Origin of the sequence: Bradyrhizobium sp. cf659 (genome assembly GCF_900113725.1) — a bacterium.
GTDB lineage: Bacteria > Pseudomonadota > Alphaproteobacteria > Rhizobiales > Xanthobacteraceae > Bradyrhizobium.
Window position 1 is genome coordinate 178,416 of the sequence record NZ_FOQJ01000008.1, and the last position, 16,879, is coordinate 195,294.

21 protein-coding genes are annotated in these 16,879 nt (G+C 64.7%); 6 read left to right on the forward strand and 15 right to left on the reverse strand.

The genetic code is table 11. The annotated features are described in order from the left end of the window. Positions 1–51: 51 nt before the first annotated feature. Together BM118_RS28265 and BM118_RS28270 are read right to left on the reverse strand one after the other, a co-directional pair. Positions 52–435, reverse strand: a complete 384-nt coding sequence (locus BM118_RS28265) for a hypothetical protein (RefSeq protein WP_092189479.1) — start codon at positions 433–435, stop codon at positions 52–54. 156 nt (positions 436–591) lie between these two features. Continuing rightward, positions 592–1,371 carry a hypothetical protein gene (locus BM118_RS28270; RefSeq protein ID WP_092189481.1) on the reverse strand — a complete coding sequence of 260 codons (780 nt, stop codon included), beginning with the start codon at positions 1,369–1,371 and terminating at the stop codon, positions 592–594. 116 nt (positions 1,372–1,487) lie between these two features. Here BM118_RS28270 and BM118_RS28275 point away from each other — a divergent pair, with 116 nt between their 5' ends. Then, a complete protein-coding gene (locus BM118_RS28275; RefSeq protein WP_092189483.1) occupies positions 1,488–2,522 on the forward strand; it encodes an aspartate-semialdehyde dehydrogenase in 1,035 nt (344 codons plus the stop codon). A 117-nt stretch (positions 2,523–2,639) separates the two neighbouring features. On the opposite strand, the gene BM118_RS28280 is transcribed toward BM118_RS28275, so the two are convergent. After that, positions 2,640–3,284: a carbonic anhydrase gene (locus BM118_RS28280; protein ID WP_092189485.1), complete on the reverse strand. Its 645-nt coding sequence runs from the start codon at positions 3,282–3,284 to the stop codon at positions 2,640–2,642. Positions 3,285–3,395: 111 nt separating this feature from the next. Between BM118_RS28280 and BM118_RS28285 the strand changes: the two genes are divergently transcribed. Together BM118_RS28285 and BM118_RS28290 are read left to right on the forward strand one after the other, a co-directional pair. Next, positions 3,396–4,277, forward strand: coding sequence for an HpcH/HpaI aldolase/citrate lyase family protein (locus BM118_RS28285; protein WP_092189487.1), 882 nt, complete (start codon positions 3,396–3,398; stop codon positions 4,275–4,277). 3 nt (positions 4,278–4,280) lie between these two features. Then, on the forward strand, positions 4,281–4,940 hold the full coding sequence (locus tag BM118_RS28290; RefSeq protein ID WP_092189489.1) for an HAD family hydrolase: 660 nt from the start codon (positions 4,281–4,283) through the stop codon (positions 4,938–4,940). Between the two features lie 23 nt (positions 4,941–4,963). On the opposite strand, the gene BM118_RS28295 is transcribed toward BM118_RS28290, so the two are convergent. From BM118_RS28295 to BM118_RS28310, 4 genes are all read right to left on the reverse strand, one after another. Next, positions 4,964–5,383: a DUF6455 family protein gene (locus tag BM118_RS28295; RefSeq protein ID WP_092189491.1), complete on the reverse strand. Its 420-nt coding sequence runs from the start codon at positions 5,381–5,383 to the stop codon at positions 4,964–4,966. Positions 5,384–5,680: 297 nt separating this feature from the next. Then, entirely contained in the window at positions 5,681–6,466 is a 786-nt protein-coding gene (locus BM118_RS28300; protein ID WP_092189493.1) for a glycosyltransferase family 32 protein, read from the reverse strand. Positions 6,467–6,547: 81 nt separating this feature from the next. Continuing rightward, positions 6,548–7,153 (reverse strand): 3-isopropylmalate dehydratase small subunit, encoded by a 606-nt coding sequence (leuD, locus tag BM118_RS28305; RefSeq protein WP_092189495.1) that lies wholly within the window; start codon positions 7,151–7,153, stop codon positions 6,548–6,550. Positions 7,154–7,234: 81 nt separating this feature from the next. Continuing rightward, positions 7,235–7,633: a metallopeptidase family protein gene (locus BM118_RS28310; protein WP_092189497.1), complete on the reverse strand. Its 399-nt coding sequence runs from the start codon at positions 7,631–7,633 to the stop codon at positions 7,235–7,237. A 160-nt stretch (positions 7,634–7,793) separates the two neighbouring features. Here BM118_RS28310 and BM118_RS28315 point away from each other — a divergent pair, with 160 nt between their 5' ends. After that, positions 7,794–8,084, forward strand: a complete 291-nt coding sequence (locus BM118_RS28315; RefSeq protein WP_177234787.1) for a hypothetical protein — start codon at positions 7,794–7,796, stop codon at positions 8,082–8,084. Between the two features lie 7 nt (positions 8,085–8,091). Here the strand turns inward: BM118_RS28315 and BM118_RS41760 are convergent, their stop codons facing one another. Further along, entirely contained in the window at positions 8,092–8,301 is a 210-nt protein-coding gene (locus BM118_RS41760; protein ID WP_167771613.1) for a hypothetical protein, read from the reverse strand. A 298-nt stretch (positions 8,302–8,599) separates the two neighbouring features. Between BM118_RS41760 and BM118_RS28325 the strand changes: the two genes are divergently transcribed. After that, positions 8,600–8,860 carry a hypothetical protein gene (locus tag BM118_RS28325; protein WP_092189502.1) on the forward strand — a complete coding sequence of 87 codons (261 nt, stop codon included), beginning with the start codon at positions 8,600–8,602 and terminating at the stop codon, positions 8,858–8,860. Between the two features lie 341 nt (positions 8,861–9,201). Here BM118_RS28325 and BM118_RS28335 read toward each other — a convergent pair whose 3' ends face one another. The 7 genes from BM118_RS28335 to ffh all read right to left on the reverse strand — a co-directional run bounded on the left by BM118_RS28335 (position 9,202) and on the right by ffh (position 15,223). Further along, on the reverse strand, positions 9,202–9,411 hold the full coding sequence (locus tag BM118_RS28335; RefSeq protein WP_008133068.1) for a hypothetical protein: 210 nt from the start codon (positions 9,409–9,411) through the stop codon (positions 9,202–9,204). A 94-nt stretch (positions 9,412–9,505) separates the two neighbouring features. Continuing rightward, positions 9,506–10,912, reverse strand: coding sequence for a 3-isopropylmalate dehydratase large subunit (gene leuC / locus BM118_RS28340; protein ID WP_092189504.1), 1,407 nt, complete (start codon positions 10,910–10,912; stop codon positions 9,506–9,508). A 406-nt stretch (positions 10,913–11,318) separates the two neighbouring features. Continuing rightward, the gene (gene rplS / locus BM118_RS28345; protein ID WP_092189506.1) at positions 11,319–11,699 is read right to left on the reverse strand and encodes a 50S ribosomal protein L19; all 381 of its coding nucleotides are present in this window, start codon (positions 11,697–11,699) and stop codon (positions 11,319–11,321) included. 110 nt (positions 11,700–11,809) lie between these two features. Continuing rightward, on the reverse strand, positions 11,810–12,577 hold the full coding sequence (gene trmD / locus BM118_RS28350; RefSeq protein WP_092189508.1) for a tRNA (guanosine(37)-N1)-methyltransferase TrmD: 768 nt from the start codon (positions 12,575–12,577) through the stop codon (positions 11,810–11,812). 124 nt (positions 12,578–12,701) lie between these two features. After that, positions 12,702–13,247 carry a ribosome maturation factor RimM gene (gene rimM / locus BM118_RS28355; RefSeq protein WP_092189511.1) on the reverse strand — a complete coding sequence of 182 codons (546 nt, stop codon included), beginning with the start codon at positions 13,245–13,247 and terminating at the stop codon, positions 12,702–12,704. Between the two features lie 9 nt (positions 13,248–13,256). Beyond that, positions 13,257–13,589: a 30S ribosomal protein S16 gene (rpsP, locus tag BM118_RS28360; RefSeq protein WP_011083313.1), complete on the reverse strand. Its 333-nt coding sequence runs from the start codon at positions 13,587–13,589 to the stop codon at positions 13,257–13,259. An 86-nt stretch (positions 13,590–13,675) separates the two neighbouring features. Next, on the reverse strand, positions 13,676–15,223 hold the full coding sequence (ffh, locus tag BM118_RS28365; protein ID WP_092189513.1) for a signal recognition particle protein: 1,548 nt from the start codon (positions 15,221–15,223) through the stop codon (positions 13,676–13,678). A 457-nt stretch (positions 15,224–15,680) separates the two neighbouring features. Between ffh and BM118_RS28370 the strand changes: the two genes are divergently transcribed. Then, positions 15,681–16,745, forward strand: a complete 1,065-nt coding sequence (locus tag BM118_RS28370) for an MBL fold metallo-hydrolase (RefSeq protein ID WP_177234765.1) — start codon at positions 15,681–15,683, stop codon at positions 16,743–16,745. The last annotated feature ends 134 nt before the right edge of the window (positions 16,746–16,879 follow it).

The window sequence follows — 16,879 nt, forward strand, 5'->3', positions numbered from 1 at the left end:
AAAATGGCCGGGCGCGAGCCCGGCCATTTTGATTCGGTGCCTGCGTCCGCCTCAGTACAGCGGGAAATTCTGCGGATAGCCGCCGACATCGGCCGGCGGGGACAGCGGCTGGCGATCGATCGGGCGGTTGAGGTTTTCGCGGGCGAAGGACGGATAGCCGACGGCCGGCGGGAAGGCGTAGTCGGTGAACTTGCGATCGCCCGGGTTGACCTCGGTGCCGCCGTCGAGCCAGGAGCGCTTGCTCACATAGATGCGGGTGCGTCCCTGCTGATAGACCGCGTTGGGGCCGCTCGGGCCGTAATAGGGCCGGCCGCGCTCGTCATAGCGCTTGATCTTGGTGTCGGCCGAGGCCGGCGCCGCGAAGACCATGGCAATCGCGGCGCCCGCCGCAAGCAATGTCGCCAATTTGTTCGCGGCAGAAAATTTCGAGCTCATCACGTCCCCTTCAGGCGGCAAGCCGCCAGTCGATTTCGACCCATACTAGCCCGGTCGGGGTGGCCGCAACTAGGTCTATTGGGTCACACCAGGGCGGAATAATCGTACGCGCCGGCAAAAGTTGCATGAATACCAGCCACTTGAGCTTGATGCCGGTCAAAGCGCTCCGCGCAATTGCGCGTTCGCGGCGCCCAGCAGCCAGTCCGGCGCGCCCTGGGGGGCGCAACCCCTGCGCTTGAGCTCGGCGCGGGCGAACAATTCCGCCAGCTTCGGCTCGTTACCCGAGGTGAGCAGCGTCAGCCGGTTCAGCGTGCAGGCGATGGCCGCGCGCTGGGCGGGCAGCGTATCGCCCTGGCAGGAGAAGCCGGAGATCTGGAGCGCCGGCTCCTCGCTGCGCTTGAGATAGCCAAGGCACGCCTGCGCCGTGCCGGTCGGCCGGAACAGGGCGACCGGGCCGAATTTCGTGTCGATCAGGCCGGCCTGCTCGAGCGGGGCGGCCGCGTCGAGGCCCATCTGAACGGCCAGGTCTGCGGTCGCCGGGCGCGTCACGTCGAATTCGCCGCCTTCCCGGTAAATATCGAGCTCGGCGACGGGCCGGTCCGCCTCGCCAGTCCAGCGCATCACGTCCCTGCGACCGCCTTCGGGATGCCGGAGGATGGTATAAGAGGCTGTTTTCTCTGATGAATCGAGCCGGCTGATCGCGAAGGCGGGATGCGAGCGGTCGGCCACGCTCCAGCCCGGTTTCAGCGCCGGCGCGTCGTCGCGCAGGCTCGGGAGCTGAGCCAATGCCGCAAGGCCAAGGATGGCAAACAGGGCCAGCGTCCCCACATAGGCGAACAGGCGCGCCAGCGTGCCGACGACCTCGTCGGCGAGATTGGCGAGCGCCAGATGGATCTGGGTGGGAGTTGCGGCCGTGCTGGCCTCAGGCGAGTGCATCCATGGCCTTCGGGCATGGTCCAACGTTGTCTTGAGGCCGGTTCTCGCATAGAAGCGCTGCTCTTCCTGTTTAAGCGTCAGCTTCAGGAACGGGCTTTTTCATCGGAGAGTGAACGATGGGTTACAAAGTCGCAGTCGTCGGCGCGACCGGCAATGTCGGACGGGAAATGCTCAACATCCTCGATGAGCGCAAATTCCCCGCGGACGAGGTCGTGGCCCTCGCGTCACGCCGCAGCGTCGGCGTCGAGGTCTCCTATGGCGACCGCACCCTGAAGGTCAAAGCGCTCGAGCATTACGACTTCTCCGACGTCGACATCTGCCTGATGTCGGCGGGCGGCTCGGTGTCGAAGGAATGGTCGCCGAAGATCGGCGCTGCCGGCACGGTCGTGATCGACAACTCCTCGGCCTGGCGCATGGACCCGGACGTGCCGCTGATCGTGCCCGAGGTGAACGCGGATGCGACCGCGGGCTTCAAGGCGAAGAACATCATCGCCAACCCGAACTGCTCGACGGCGCAGCTCGTGGTCGCGCTGAAGCCGCTGCACGACAAGGCGACGATCAAGCGCGTCGTGGTCTCGACCTATCAATCGGTGTCGGGCGCCGGCAAGGACGCGATGGACGAATTGTTCTCGCAGACCAAGGCCGTCTACACCAACAGCGAGATCGTCAATAAGAAGTTTCCCGCGCGCATCGCCTTCAACATCATCCCCCAGATCGACGTCTTCATGGAGGACGGCTACACCAAGGAAGAGTGGAAGATGATGATGGAGACCAAGAAGATTCTTGATCCCAAGATCAAGCTCTCCGCGACCTGCGTGCGCGTGCCTGTCTTCGTCGGCCACTCCGAGGCCGTCAACATCGAGTTCGAGAATCCGATCAGCGCCGACGAAGCGCGCAACATCCTGCGCACGGCGCCAGGCTGCCTCGTCATCGACAAGCATGAGCCCGGCGGCTACGCCACGCCCTATGAAGCGGCCGGCGAGGATGCCACCTATATCAGCCGCATCCGCGAGGACGCCACGGTGGAGAACGGCCTCGTGCTGTGGTGCGTGTCCGATAACCTTCGCAAGGGCGCAGCCCTCAACGCGATCCAGATCGCGGAAGTGCTGATCAACCGCAAGCTGATCAGCGCGAAGAAGAAGGCGGCGTAACGAAGCTCGCGTAGTGCCGTAGGGTGGGTTAGCCGAAGGCGTAACCCACCTCGCTAGTTTCCGCGGTGACAGAAGTGGTGGGTTACGCTTCGCTAACCCACCCTACGAATCACGACTTCACGCCGCGTCCTTGACGCTGCGGAATTCCTTCGCGACCTTGTCCAGCACGAACAGCGATCCCTCCGCGACGCCGAAATAGGCGCCGTGGGTCTGCATCTGGCCGGCATCGACCGCCTTCTGCACGAACGGGAAGGTCATCAGGTTTTCCAGGCTGCGGAACACCGCGGCCTTCTCGATGCGCTCGACGAACTGCGCCATGGTCTCGCGGTCGCGCTGCTCGACCACCTCGCCCGGCTTGATGAACATCTGCATCCATTTGCCGATGAAGTCACCGGGGGTGAGCGGCTCGATCTTGTCGACGAAGGCGCGGATGCCGCCGCATTGCGCGTGCCCGAGCACCACGATGTGCTTCACCTTCAGCACCTTCACCGCATATTCCAGCGCCGCCGAGACGCCATGCGCGTTGCCGTCGGGCTGATACACCGGCACCAGATTTGCGATGTTGCGGACGACGAACAATTCGCCCGGGCCGACGTCGAAGATCACCTCTGGCGAGACGCGGCTGTCGCAGCAGCCGATCACCATCACTTCCGGCGACTGCCCCTTCACCGACAGCTCGCGATAGCGGGTCTGCTCGGTCGGCAGCCGCTGGGTGGCGAAGGCCCTGTAGCCTTCCAGCAAATGCTCTGGGAATGTGATCATGGCCTATGCCTAATCATAGACCGCAGGGGCGAACAAGCCTTTCGAATAGGCATGCCAGGTGCTATCGGCTCAGGTCAGAAGAGCTACGAGGAAACCGGAAGGACCATTCGCATGACCCGCCCGCGCCGCAGCCATCTATTCATGCCCGGCTCCAACCCCCGCGCGCTGGAAAAGGCGCAGAATCTGGCCGCCGACGGACTGATCCTCGATCTCGAGGATTCCGTCGCCCCCGACGCCAAGGCGGTTGCGCGCGATGGAATCGCCGCCGCGATCGCGGCCAAGGGGTTTGGCAAGCGCGAGGTCCTGATCCGGACCAATGGTCTCGACACGCCCTGGTGGGCGGATGACGTCGCGATGGCGGCCAAGGCATCGCCTGACGGCATTCTGGTTCCAAAAGTTTCAAGCGTCGAAGATCTCCAGACCATCGGCCATCACCTCGCCGAGCTCGGCGCCGCACCGACCGTGAAGGTCTGGGCCATGATCGAGACCGCGCGCGCGGTGCTGCATGCCGAGGAGCTGGCGACCGCCGGCCGCGATCCGAAGACGCGTCTCTCGGGCTTCGTCTTCGGCCCCAACGACATCTCGCGCGAGACGCGAATCCGGATGCTGCCCGGCCGCGCCGCAATGATCCCGATGATCACCCACTGCATCCTGGCGACGCGCGCCCACGGCCTCGAAATCCTCGACGGCCCCTACAGCGACATCAACAATTCCGACGGCTTTGCCACCGAATGCGCGCAGGGCCGCGACCTCGGCTTCGACGGCAAGACGCTGATCCATCCCTCGCAGATCGAAGCCTGCAACGCGATCTTCACGCCGCCGGAAGAGGAAGTCGCGCGCGCGCGAAAAATCATCGCGGCGTTCGAATTGCCGGAGAACGTCTCGCGCGGCGCGATCCGTCTCGATGGCGCGATGGTGGAGCGCCTGCACGCCGACATGGCGCGGCGCACGATCGAGATTGCGGACGCGATTGCGGCGATGGGGAAGGGCTGAGGTGTGTCCCCGGCCCGTTCCGTCTTTCTGGATCTCGACGGTACGCTGGTCGATTCGCAGCCGGGCATTGTCGCAAGCTGCACAGCCGCATTGCGTGTGCTCGGGCACGATCCAGCCAAGGCACCTGACATAGCGATTGGTCCACCACTCGAAGAAATCTTGCGGACGCTGCTGCAGGCATATGGCGACGACCGAATCGATGAAGCCGTCGTCGCCTACCGCCAGCACTACGGGGAAAGCGGCTTGCTCGGAAGCGAGCCCTATCCTGGGATCGGCGGAGCGCTCCAGGAACTGCGGCAAGCCGGATTGAGGATCTACCTCGCCACGTCGAAGCGCGAAGTCTTCGCGCGCCGGATCCTGGAGAACCTGAATTTGGCGGTGTATTTCGACGGCATCCACGGCTCGGTGCCGGGTGGCACGCTCGATCATAAGCCTGAGTTACTCGCCCATATCCTGTCTGAATACGGTATCGCCGCCTCGCACAGCCTCATGATCGGCGATCGCCGCCACGACATCGTCGGCGCTCATGCGGTCACGATGCGCGGGCTTGGCGTGCTCTGGGGATATGGCAGCCGGGATGAGCTGGAGGCGGCCGGCGCGGACCAATTGGTGGAGCGACCAACCGATCTCGCGCGCACGGCTCTATCGATGTTGAACGGATAGTTTTCGTCGCAATCCGCGCCGCGTCAGCGCGGCGCGAGATCGGCGCGGTCGAGCGATTCCAGCGTCGCGGCATTGGCGCAGTAGCCGTGATAGTTCTCCGCGGCGGTGCCGTCGGCGAGATCGCGGTCGCACTGTCCCTTGTGACCGCAGAGCGAGCAGACCCGCTCCATGTCGCGCAGCAGCAGCGGCTGTGCCCGGCCGAGCCCTTCGGCGTTGATGCCGAGCTGCTCCAGCATCTTCGGCAGCTCGTCGGCGGCGTGCTTGCCATGACGGACCAGCTCTTCGAGATCGTCGGGTGCGATCCTCAGATCGCTCGCGATCCGGTCGAAATCGGCGCGATCGAGCTGCCGCATCTCGTTCATCTCGCGGCGATGCTTCAGCCAGCTCGCAAAGGAGTCGATGAGATCCTGAACGATGGGATACGGCCTGCTTGCGGTGCTCATGCGAGGCTCCGTTTGGGTCGTGGAATTGGAGCCGAATAAAGCACAATGATGCAGAAGCGCGTTGCGCTGGATCAAACAGGATCCAACGGCAAAATCCGATCTCGTGCCCCGGACGCGGCGCAGCATCGCAACAACCACCGCCGTCGTCCCGGCGAAAGCCGGGACCCATACCGCGAGGTCTATCGATGGTGCGCGGTGCGCGTTGCCATTGAATAATGTAACGGAGGGTCTTCGCCAAACCGCTTCCTGCGGTTATGGGTCCCGGCTTTCGCCGGGACGACGGCGGAGAATCGGCTCTCAGCCAAACCGCTCCGTCGCCCACGCATACAGGCTGCACGGAATCGGCTTTTCGCCGCCGCGGCCCTTGGGTGAAATGTGCAGGCCGATGATCTCGGGGTCGGTGACGAGGCCGAGATAGCTCGAGGGGTCGAAGAACAGCTTTGGCTCGGCGTGCACGGCGTAGAACGACTGCTTCGGCAGGGCACTCTGCAGTTCGCCGGTGCGGCGCGCGAGTGCAGTCAGCGCCGCAGGTCCGAAGATCGCGACACGGATGTCGGAGAGGCGGTTCGAGCCGCCGCGCAGGCGGCGCATCATGAAGGTGATGCGATGGCGCACTGACAGCCAGTTCGGCGTCAGCTCCTCCTGCTCCATCAGCTCTTCGAACGCGGCAACGATGCCGTGCTCGGGCGGCAGGTAGATCACGGAATTGCCGAGCTGGCGCGGCCGCTCCCAGGCGAAGTAGGGCTTTGCTGGATCGATCTCGACGGGCTTGAGCAGCAGCACATCGGCATCGAGCCAGAGGCCGAGATTCTTCGCCATCAGCTTCATGCGGAAGAAGTCGCTGAACTGAAGCGTGGTCCAGTCGCGCCAGCTTCCATCCGGCTGCGGCGGCCGCAGCCGTTCGGAGAATGCATGCGGCAGGATCGCTTCGGCATCCGCATTGCCGACGCCCGCAGGCAGGCCGGGAATGGTGTCAAAGCTGTAGACCGTGACCTTGTGGCCGGCCGCAAGCTGCGAGCGCAGGCAGGTCTGGCGCAGGGCGTCCATCGGGCCGTGCCAGAAGGTGACGATGTCGGGCAGCATGGCCGGAAGCTATACGAGATAATCAGGGCAAAGAAAAAGCCCCGGCGCTATCAGCACCGGGGCTTGAACCGGATATCGAGCTCAGGCCCAGGCGCGTTCGCGCTTGAGCTTGTCCTCATAGGTGTCGATCGAGGCCTTCTTCTCCATCGTGAGACCGATGTCGTCGAGGCCGTTGATCAGGCAATGCTTGCGGAACGGGTCGATCTCGAACTTGACCTTGCCGCCGTCGGGGCCGCGGATCTCCTGGTTCGGCAGGTCGATCGTCAGCGTCGCGTTGGCGCCGCGCTCGGCGTCGTCGAACAGCTTGTCGAGGTCTTCCTGGGCAACGCGGATCGGCAGAATGCCGTTCTTGAAGCAGTTGTTGTAGAAGATGTCGCCGAACGAGGTCGAGATCACGCAGCGGATGCCGAAGTCGAGCAGCGCCCAGGGCGCGTGCTCGCGGCTCGAGCCGCAGCCGAAATTGTCGCCGGCAACCAGCACCTTCGAATTGCGATAGGCCGGCTGGTTGAGGACGAAATCAGGATTCTCGCTGCCGTCGTCCTTGTAGCGCTGCTCGGAGAAGAGCCCCTTGCCAAGGCCGGTGCGCTTGATGGTCTTGAGGTACTGCTTCGGAATGATCATGTCGGTGTCGACATTGATGATCTTCAGCGGCGCCGCGACGCCTTCCAGCGTAGTGAACTTGTCCATGGTTGCGCTTTCCCGGGTGGTTCAGGGGGAACAGGTATTTATCGCGATCGGGGGCCGAATCCTAGGCCGAATTCGGCAGATCTAGTCTGCTTGAGCCTCAATCGCCGCCATATCGTCGTCCGAAAGGCCGAAATGGTGGCCGATCTCGTGGATCAGGACGTGGCGGACGATATGGCCGAGGGTTTCGTCGTGCTCGGCCCAGTAATCCAGGATCGGCCGGCGGTAGAGCCAGACCATGTTGGGCAGCCGCGCCACGTCGCCAAAGCTCTGCTGGGGCAGGCCGACGCCCTGGAACAGGCCGAGCAGGTCGAACTCGCTCTCGCAGTCCATCTCGTCCAGGACCTCCTCGGTCGGGAAGTCGTCGACGCGGATGATCACGCCCTCGCACAGCCCGCGAAATTCCGCCGGCAGGCGCTCGAACAATTCGTGGGCCACCGCTTCCATCTCGGCCAACGAGGGGGCCTTCAATTCCGTCCACATGGACTTCTCTTAGCGCGGGTTCCGCGGCGTTGCATCCCGCATTATAGGATCGGCGTTGACGTCGCGCGTGAAAACGAGGAGCGTACGACGCATCAAGGGGATGGCTCAGGTCAGTGGTGGTGTGATGCGGGCGGGAACAGCAGTACCGGTTCTACTGTGCATGGGGTTGTTTTCGACTTTTTTTGTCGGCGCCCAAACCCCGGCCCAAGCCCAGGCGGCGGGCCCCGACATCCGGCTGGCCCAGGCCGTATCGCCAGACGCCCCGCCGCCGCGCAGGCGGCCCCAGCCGCGCCTGCGCGTCACGCCCTATTACAGCCCGGACGGCGTCTATCCGCGCTACAATCCCGGTCCCGATGCGGTCCGCGAGTGCAACGCAACCTATGTGCAGGAATACCGGCCCAGCGGCACGGTGATCGTGCCGCATATGAGCTGCTACTGGCGCCGGGGCTGACGCCCCCTCAATTCCCGCGGAGCGCGCCGATCAGGCCGGCGCCGACGACAGCTGCGGACGCGCCATAGACCAGGATCGTCATCACGAGCTGAGTCAGCGGGCTCGCCGCGCCGGCCTCGACGCCCGGTCCCTGCGCGGCAATCGCCGAGCTCGCGCCGAGCGCAAGGCTCGCTGCGATCGCGAGGCGAGATATCCGCAATCCGCTGGAATTCGGCATAACCATCTCCTGCATTCGCTTGACCAGAAGATACGTTCGTCGCTGACGGCCGGTTTTGGTGGCGCCTGAAATGTTGCGCAGAGACTCAGGGACTTGTTGCGTGCCCTCTGCATTCACGTCCGGGGCGCGTTCATCCATAGCCTATTCAGTCTCAAGGCTCCAGAGCTCGGCCCTAATCCTTGTGTCGTAACACCATTGGCGCCGTCATGATCGGCGCGGGCATGGTCATCACCGCCGGGCCTGTTTTAACTTGCAGACGGCCTTGTGAAGCCCGCATGCTCAAGGCGCGGAGGTCGTCATGACGCGATGGATTGCATTGGCCGTTATCGTTGGGCTCGCCGCCGGTTTGCCTCGCGCTTCCGCGATGCAGAGGACGACGAAGCCGGATGCCTCGGCGGGGATCGCGGTGTTTGATGCGCGACGACACGCGCGGCACCATGACATTGCGCGGCACTCTGCGCCCCATGATCCGCGCTATTACGCGCGGCCCGTCTACTACCGTCCCTATCCTTACGGTGTGCCCGCGCCTTTCGTATTCGGCTATGGACCGTTCTGGTGAGTTGCTGCTCTAGCCGGCGGGCGCAAATCCTTTGACCAACAGCACTGTCGCTTGTGCGCCTGCCTTTCGGTCTTGCGAGATCTCGACATAGTCGGGCGAGGCCCGCGCCGCATCTGCCGCTGGCACCATTGGCACCGCTGGCACTATCCGTACCGTTATTGGTGATGGGAGCAGTTCGTAGAGCGTCATGCCGGGCTATAGAGGGGAAGCGCGTATTCACCTCTTGCGCAGTCATTCCGGGATGGCGCGTCAGCGCCAGACCCGGAATCTCGAGATTCTCAGGTGCGCAACTGCGCACCGTAGTTCGATGCTTTGCATCGCCCCGGAATGACGTGTCTGGTTCACAGCCAATCCTTCAGCTTCCACGACGCGGACTTCCACCGCATCAGGTTCTCGATCTTCCACTGCCTGAACATCGCCGGCGGCCAGCGGCTGAGCTTTGAGGTCTCCTCGACCTCGGGCTTGGCGACGATGCGCAGCGGTGTCGCGCGCCGCCGGTGCTGGCGCGTCGCCTCGCTGATCAGATCGACATATTCAGGCTTGTTGGCCATGAGGCGTGTCCTCGCGAAGCCGTCGCGAGGACGCAGTGTCGGCGCTGGCGATTAACAGCCGCTTGCCGCTTTAGCTCAAATTGCGGGGAGCAGCTTACCGCCACTCCCTGACATCGACGAAGTGACCCGCGATCGCGGCCGCGGCCGCCATCGCCGGCGACACCAGATGCGTGCGGCCCTTGAAGCCCTGGCGGCCCTCGAAATTGCGGTTCGAGGTCGAGGCGCAGCGCTCTTCCGGCTTGAGCTTGTCCGGGTTCATGGCAAGGCACATCGAGCAGCCCGGCTCGCGCCATTCGAAGCCGGCCTTGATGAAGATCTTGTCCAGACCCTCGGCCTCGGCCTGCTCCTTCACGATGCCCGAGCCCGGCACCACCATGGCGTTGACGCTGGCGGAGACCTGCTTGCCTTCCGCGATCTTGGCGGCGGCGCGCAGATCTTCGATGCGGCCGTTGGTGCAGGAGCCGATGAAGACGCGATCGAGCTTGATGTCGGTGATCTTCGTCCCCGCGGTCAGGCCCATATACTTCAAGGCGCGGTGCTTGGAGAGACGCTTGGCCTCGTCCGCGATCTTGTCGGGGTCGGGCACGATGCCGGTCACCGAGATGACGTCCTCCGGGCTCGTGCCCCAGGTCACGATCGGCGGCAGCTTTGCTGCGTCGAGGCGCAGCTCGTGGTCGAAATGCGCGCCTTCGTCGGAGCGCAGCTTCTCCCAGTAGCGCATCGCCGCGTCCCACGCCGCGCCCTTCGGCGCCTTGGGGCGGTCGCGCAGGAAGTCGTAGGCCTTCTGGTCGGGCGCGACGAGGCCGGCGCGGGCGCCGCCCTCGATCGACATGTTGCAGACCGTCATGCGGCCTTCCATGCTGAGCGCGCGGATCGCGTCGCCGGCGTATTCCAGCACGTAGCCGGTGCCGCCCGCGGTGCCGATCTCGCCGATGATGGCGAGGATGATGTCCTTGCCGGTCACGCCGTCAGGCAATTTGCCGTCGACGGTGACGCGCATGTTCTTGGCCTTCTTCTGGATCAGCGTCTGCGTCGCCAGCACGTGCTCGACCTCGGAGGTGCCGATGCCGTGCGCGAGCGCGCCGAACGCGCCATGCGTCGAGGTGTGGCTGTCACCGCAGACGATGGTGGTGCCGGGCAGGGTAAAGCCCTGCTCGGGGCCGATGACGTGGACGATGCCCTGGCGCTTGTCGAACTCGTTGTAATATTCGATGCCGAATTCCTTGGCGTTCTCGGCCAGCGCCTTGATCTGCTCGATGCTCTCCGGATCGGGATTCGGCTTGGAGCGGTCGGTGGTCGGCACGTTGTGGTCGACGACGGCGAGCGTCTTTTCCGGCGCATGCACCTTGCGCCCGGTCGTGCGCAGGCCTTCGAACGCCTGCGGCGAGGTCACCTCGTGCACCAGATGGCGGTCGATATAGAGCAGGCAGGTGCCGTCGTCGGCTTCGTGCACCAGATGGTCGTTCCAGATCTTGTCGTACAGTGTGGTCGGCTTGGACATGAGCTTAAGCTCCGGGAATGTGTGTCAGCGAAGAGCGCGGGTGGCGCGCGGGGCAACAAAATCGTCAGCGCAGCTTTTAGGCTGCGCGCGTAAGCTCTGACGTTGCCGAGGTCGCGAAGCGTCCGAAGAACCGGCCAGGCAGCCGCGAGCGATCGTCGATGACGATGCGCTTGACGGGGGCGAGGCTGGTCAAATCTGGAAACATTCTAGAAGCTATATAGCATGCAGCGGTAAAAGCGCGAGTGCTTCAAGTTCGTCATTGCGAGCGCAGCGAAGCAATCCAGAAATGCATCCGCGGAGACTGTCTGGATCGCTTCGCTGCGCTCGCGATGACGGTCGTGCAAAGCAAAAAAAGCGCGGGGCGTTCGGCCCCGCGCTCTTCGAAACTTGCCTGGTGGGCGAAAGCTTACTCGCCGACGGCAGTCGCGCGGTCCTGCTTCTCGACGATGCGGGCCGACTTGCCGCGAAGGTTGCGGAGGTAATACAGCTTGGCGCGACGCACCTTGCCGCGGCGCACCACCTTGATCGAGTCGATCATCGGCGACATCACCGGGAACACGCGCTCGACGCCCTCGCCGTACGAAATCTTGCGCACGGTGAAGCTCTCGTTGAGGCCACCGCCGGAACGGCCGATGCAGACGCCTTCATAGGCCTGCACGCGGGTGCGGTCGCCTTCGACGACCTTCACGTTGACGATCACGGTGTCGCCGGGGCCGAATTCCGGGATGTCCTTGCCGGCGGACAGCTTGTCGAATTGCTCTTGCTCGAGCTGCTTGATCAGGTTCATGGGTAAATCTCCATCGGCGCGCCCAGCCTTTTCAAACGGGGGCTGCGCAAAATTCGTCTATCCAGCCATTGCGGATTTGGCCGCTCCTATAAGACAAGCCGGAGCGTTTGTCACCCGTCTGTCTTGTTTTTTGGCGTTTTTTGGCGACCGGCCCGATTCGGGGCCTTCGCGGGGACTTGCGCCCACAAATCCGGCCGCCGGGCCGCCGTCAGGGCCTCGGATTCGGCCCGCCGCCAGGCCGCGACCTTGGCGTGGTCGCCGGAGGTCAGGATCTCCGGGATCGGGACCCCCTCGAACAGCTGCGGACGGGTATATTGGGGGTATTCGAGCAGGCCGTCGGAGAAGCTTTCCTCGGTTCCCGAGGCCTCCTTGCCCATGACCCCCGGTAGCAGCCGGACGCAGGCGTCAATCAGCGCCAGCGCGGCGATTTCGCCCCCGGACAGCACGTAATCGCCGATCGAGACCTCCTCCAGGCCCCGCCCGTCGATCACCCGCTGGTCCACCCCCTCGAACCGCCCACAGACGATCAGGGGGCCCGGACCCTGGGCGAGCTCCACCACGCGGCCCTGGGTCAATGGCCGACCCCGCGGGCTCATCAGCAGGCGGGGCCGCTCTTTTGAAGAATCTTGGCCGATCTCCGCCGCGTCGATGGCGGCGGCCAGAACATCCGCCCGTAGCACCATGCCCGGGCCGCCACCGGCCGGGGTGTCGTCCACGCTGCGATGCCGGTCGGTGGCGGAGGCCCGGATGTCCCGCGATTCCAACTGCCAGAGCCCGGAGGCCAGCGCGCGGCCGGCCAGGCTCACGCCGAGCGGCCCCGGAAACATCTCCGGAAACAGCGTCAGCACCGTCGCGCGCCAGGGTGAGGGGTTGGTCATTGTATCCAAATGTCTCGTCGTCCCGGACAAGCGAGCGTGGCGAGCGCTGATCCGGACCCATACCCACCGCAGCTTGTTTTGCGATGACTGGAGCGATCAGCTTAGCCAAAATTGTCGTCTTTGGTTATGGGTCCCGGCCTTCGCCGGGACGACCCGGAGAGACATCATCGCCCGCGATTTCCTCCGGCAGCGCGATCACGACGCGGCCGCCGGCGATGTCGACCTCCGGCACCACCGCATTGGAGAACGGCAGCAGCAGCGACGTGCCCTTGGGCGGTGCAATCTCGATGATGTCGCCGGCGCCGAAATTATGGATCGCGAGCACGCGGCCGAGCGCCTCGCCGTCCGTGGTGACGGCGGCGAGCCCGATCAGATCGGTGTGGTAATATTCGTCCGCATCGGTCGCGGGCAGCTGTTCGCGCGCGACATAGAGCTCGATGCCGTTGAGGCGCTCGGCCTCATCGCGGGTCGTGACGCCCTTGAACGTCGCGACCAGATGATCCTTGGCCTCGCGCGCCGTTGCGACCTCGAACTGGCGCTTGCCGTCCTTGGACAGAAGCGGGGCGTAGCGCCTGATGGCAAAGGGATCTTCGGTGAAGGTCCACAATTTGACCGCACCGCGCACACCATGCGCGGCGCCGATCCGCGCGACGCAGACCAGCGCCGGCATGGTCTGGCCTTAACCCTTCGCGGCGGCTTCGGCCTGCGCCTTGCGCTCCTTGCGCGGCACGGCCTTCTGCGGGTTGTTGCGGGCTTCGCGCTTCTTGACGCCGGCGGCGTCGAGGAAACGCGACACGCGGTCCGACGGCTGCGCGCCCTTGGCGACCCAGGCCTTCACCTTCTCCATGTCGAGCTTGAGGCGCGCCTCGTTGTCCTTCGGCAGCAGCGGGTTGAAATAGCCGAGACGCTCGATGAAGCGGCCATCGCGCGGAAAGCGCGAGTCGGCGACGACGACGTGATAGACGGGACGCTTCTTGGTGCCTGCGCGGGCGAGGCGGATAACGACGGACATTCAGTTCTCCTTCAAAGTACAGTTTGTTCGGTTGATTGGTATTCCGCGTTGCGCGGGATGCTTATCGATCCCGTGCGACGAATTCCTCATTTCTTCTTGCCGGGAAAACCGCCGAGCCCCGGAAGGGTCGGCTTGCCGCTGAGGCCCGTAAGCCCCGGCAAATTCGGTAAACCTGAGCGAAGACCGGGCGGCAGATCCTTCGGCAGGTTGGGCAGGCCCTGTCCGCCGCCACCCTGCATCTTCTCCTGCATCGCCTTCATCTCTTCGGGCGAAGGCATCTTCGTGCCGCCGCCAAAGCCCATGGCCTGGGCGATGCCGGCGAGCGGGCCGCGCTTGCCCGAGCCCATGGCCTTCATCACGTCGGCCATGTTCCGGTGCATCTTGAGCAGCTTGTTGACGTGCTCGACGCTCTGGCCCGAGCCGGCGGCGATGCGCTTCTTGCGGCTGGCCTTGAGCAGGTCGGGATGACGGCGCTCGTCGCGCGTCATGGAATCGATGATGGCGACCTGGCGCTTCAAGATCTTGTCGTCGATCCCGGCGGCCGCGATCTGGTTCTTCATCTTGGAGATGCCGGGCATCATGCCCATCAGGCCGCTGATGCCGCCCATATTGGCCATCTGCGACAGCTGCTCGCGCATGTCGTTGAGGTCGAACTGACCCTTGCGCATGCGCTCGGCAGTGCGCGCGGCCTTTTCGGCGTCGATGTTGGCGGCGGCGCGTTCGACCAGCGACACCACGTCGCCCATGCCGAGGATGCGGCCGGCGATACGATCAGGGTGGAAGTCCTCCAGCGCGTCGGTCTTTTCACCGGTGCCGATCAGCTTGATCGGCTTGCCGGTGACCGCGCGCATCGACAGCGCGGCGCCGCCGCGGCCGTCGCCGTCCACGCGGGTCAGCACGATGCCGGTGAGGCCGACGCGCTCGTCGAAGGCGCGGGCAAGATTGACTGCGTCCTGGCCGGTGAGAGAGTCCGCGACCAGCAGCACTTCATGTGGGTTGGCCGCGGCTTTGATCGCGGCGGCTTCCGCCATCATCTCTTCGTCGAGCGTGGTGCGGCCGGCGGTGTCGAGCAGCACGACGTCGTAGCCGCCGAGCTTGCCGGCTTCCAGCGCGCGCTTGGCGATCTGCGCCGGCTGCTGTCCCGCCACGATCGGCAGGGTCGGAATGTCGAGATCGCGGCCGAGCACGGCCAGCTGCTCCATCGCCGCCGGGCGATAGACGTCGAGCGAGGCCATCAGCACCTTGCGCTTGTCGCGCTGGACCATGCGGCGGGCGAGCTTCGCGGTGGTGGTGGTTTTACCGGAGCCTTGCAGACCGACCATCATGATCGGCACCGGCGGCACGGAATTGACGTCGATGGTCTGGCCTTCGGCGCCGAGCGTGTTGATCAGCTCGTCATGGACGATCTTGACCACCATCTGGCCGGGCGTCACCGACTTGACGACGGTGGCGCCGATCGCCTGCTCGCGGACGCGCTCGGTGAAGCTGCGCACGACTTCCAGCGCGACGTCGGCCTCCAGCAGCGCGCGGCGCACCTCGCGCATCGCGGCATCGACGTCCTTTTCGGTCAGCGCCCCGCGCCCCGTCAGACGATCGAGGATGCCGCCAAGCCGTTCCGACAGATTGTCGAACAATGCCGTTGTCCTGTTGCTGTCCTCCCGAATGGGAAGAGCGCTCCGTTACTCACCGCTGTCATGCCCCGCGAAGGCGGGGCATCCAGTACGCCGCGGCCTCTCGGCTTTAGCCGAGGCGCCTCTGGAATACTGGATCCCCCGCCTTCGCGGGGGATGACCACTTACCCGGCAAGCGATCTTCCAAACACCTTTGCGCCCGAGGGCGCACAGCGCTGTCGGGCGTTGACCTCTGACCTCCGGGGCCAGTCGGCGGGTCGAAAAGAAAGCCTTTCCGAGAAAGTGGCGGGGTTAAACGCCGCTCCCGCCCAAAAGTCAAGGAAAGTTAGGGTGGTGGGAGCCGCTTCGGAAGGCAAGGCCTTGAAAACACGTCCTTTCCGGCGGTGGGTTCCTTTTCCTCTGGCCCCGCCCATATAGGCGGTGATGCCCTACCGTCCGCACCATCCCTAGAAGCTCGCCCGTGCCGGTCACCCGCCGCCGCCTTTTCGGACTGCTTGCCGGAGCAGCTGCGCTGGTCGGTGTCCCCTCCCTCTGGATGTCACGCATGAAAACCTATGACGGCTCCGTCTCCGACCATTTCGACGGCCTGAACTTCTTCGATCCCGACGGCGCGCCGCCGAAATCGCTTCGCGAGGTGCTGCGCTGGCAGTTCAGCGGCAAGCGGCAGCGGGCGACCTGGCCGGATTGGGCCCCGAGCCCCCATGCCGACACCCCGCCGGAGCGCGTCGACGGCGGCAAGGTGCGGCTCTCCTTCGTCGGTCACGCCAGCTGGCTGATCCAGGCCGGCGGCCTCAACATCCTCGTCGATCCCGTCTGGTCGATGCGGGTGTCGCCCATCAGCTTTGCCGGACCGAAGCGGCACAACGATCCCGGCATCGCCTTCGAGAAGCTGCCGAAGATCGACGTCGTGCTGGTCTCGCACGGGCATTACGATCATCTCGACATCGCGACGCTCTCGCGGCTCGCCAAGAATTTTGCCCCGCGGGTGGTCACGCCGCTCGGCAATGACGTGACGATGGGTAGCGCCGACTCGTCGATCAACGCTGAGGCGTTCGACTGGCACGACCGCGTCGAGCTCGGCGGCGGCATCGCCGTGCATCTGGTCCCGACCCGGCACTGGACCGCGCGCGGCCTGTTCGATCGCAACAAGGCGCTGTGGGCGAGTTTTGTCTTGGAGACGCCGGCCGGGAAAATCTACGTCGTCTGCGATTCCGGCTATGGCGACGGCAGACATTTCCGCCGCGTCGCCGAGAAGCACGGGCCGTTACGCCTGGCGATCCTCCCGATCGGCGCCTACGAACCGCGCTGGTTCATGCGCGACCAGCACATGAATCCGGAAGACGCGGTGAAGGCGCTGCTCGATTGCGGCGCGCAGGACGCGCTCGGGCATCACCACGGCACGTTCCAGCTCACGGATGAAGCGATCGACGCACCGGCCAAGGCGCTGGTCGAAGCGCTGGATGTCGCCGAAATTCCGCAAGAGAGATTTGTCGCGATGAAGCCGGGGCAGGTGGTGGAGATTTAGCTCTCAACACCCATTCAACTCGTCGTCCTGGACAAGCGAGCGGAGCGAGCGCTGATCCAGGACCCATTACCACAGGGAATCGTTTGGCGAAGGCTCGGGGTTACCCGCTTCGCGCTACAACAACTCCCTGGGGT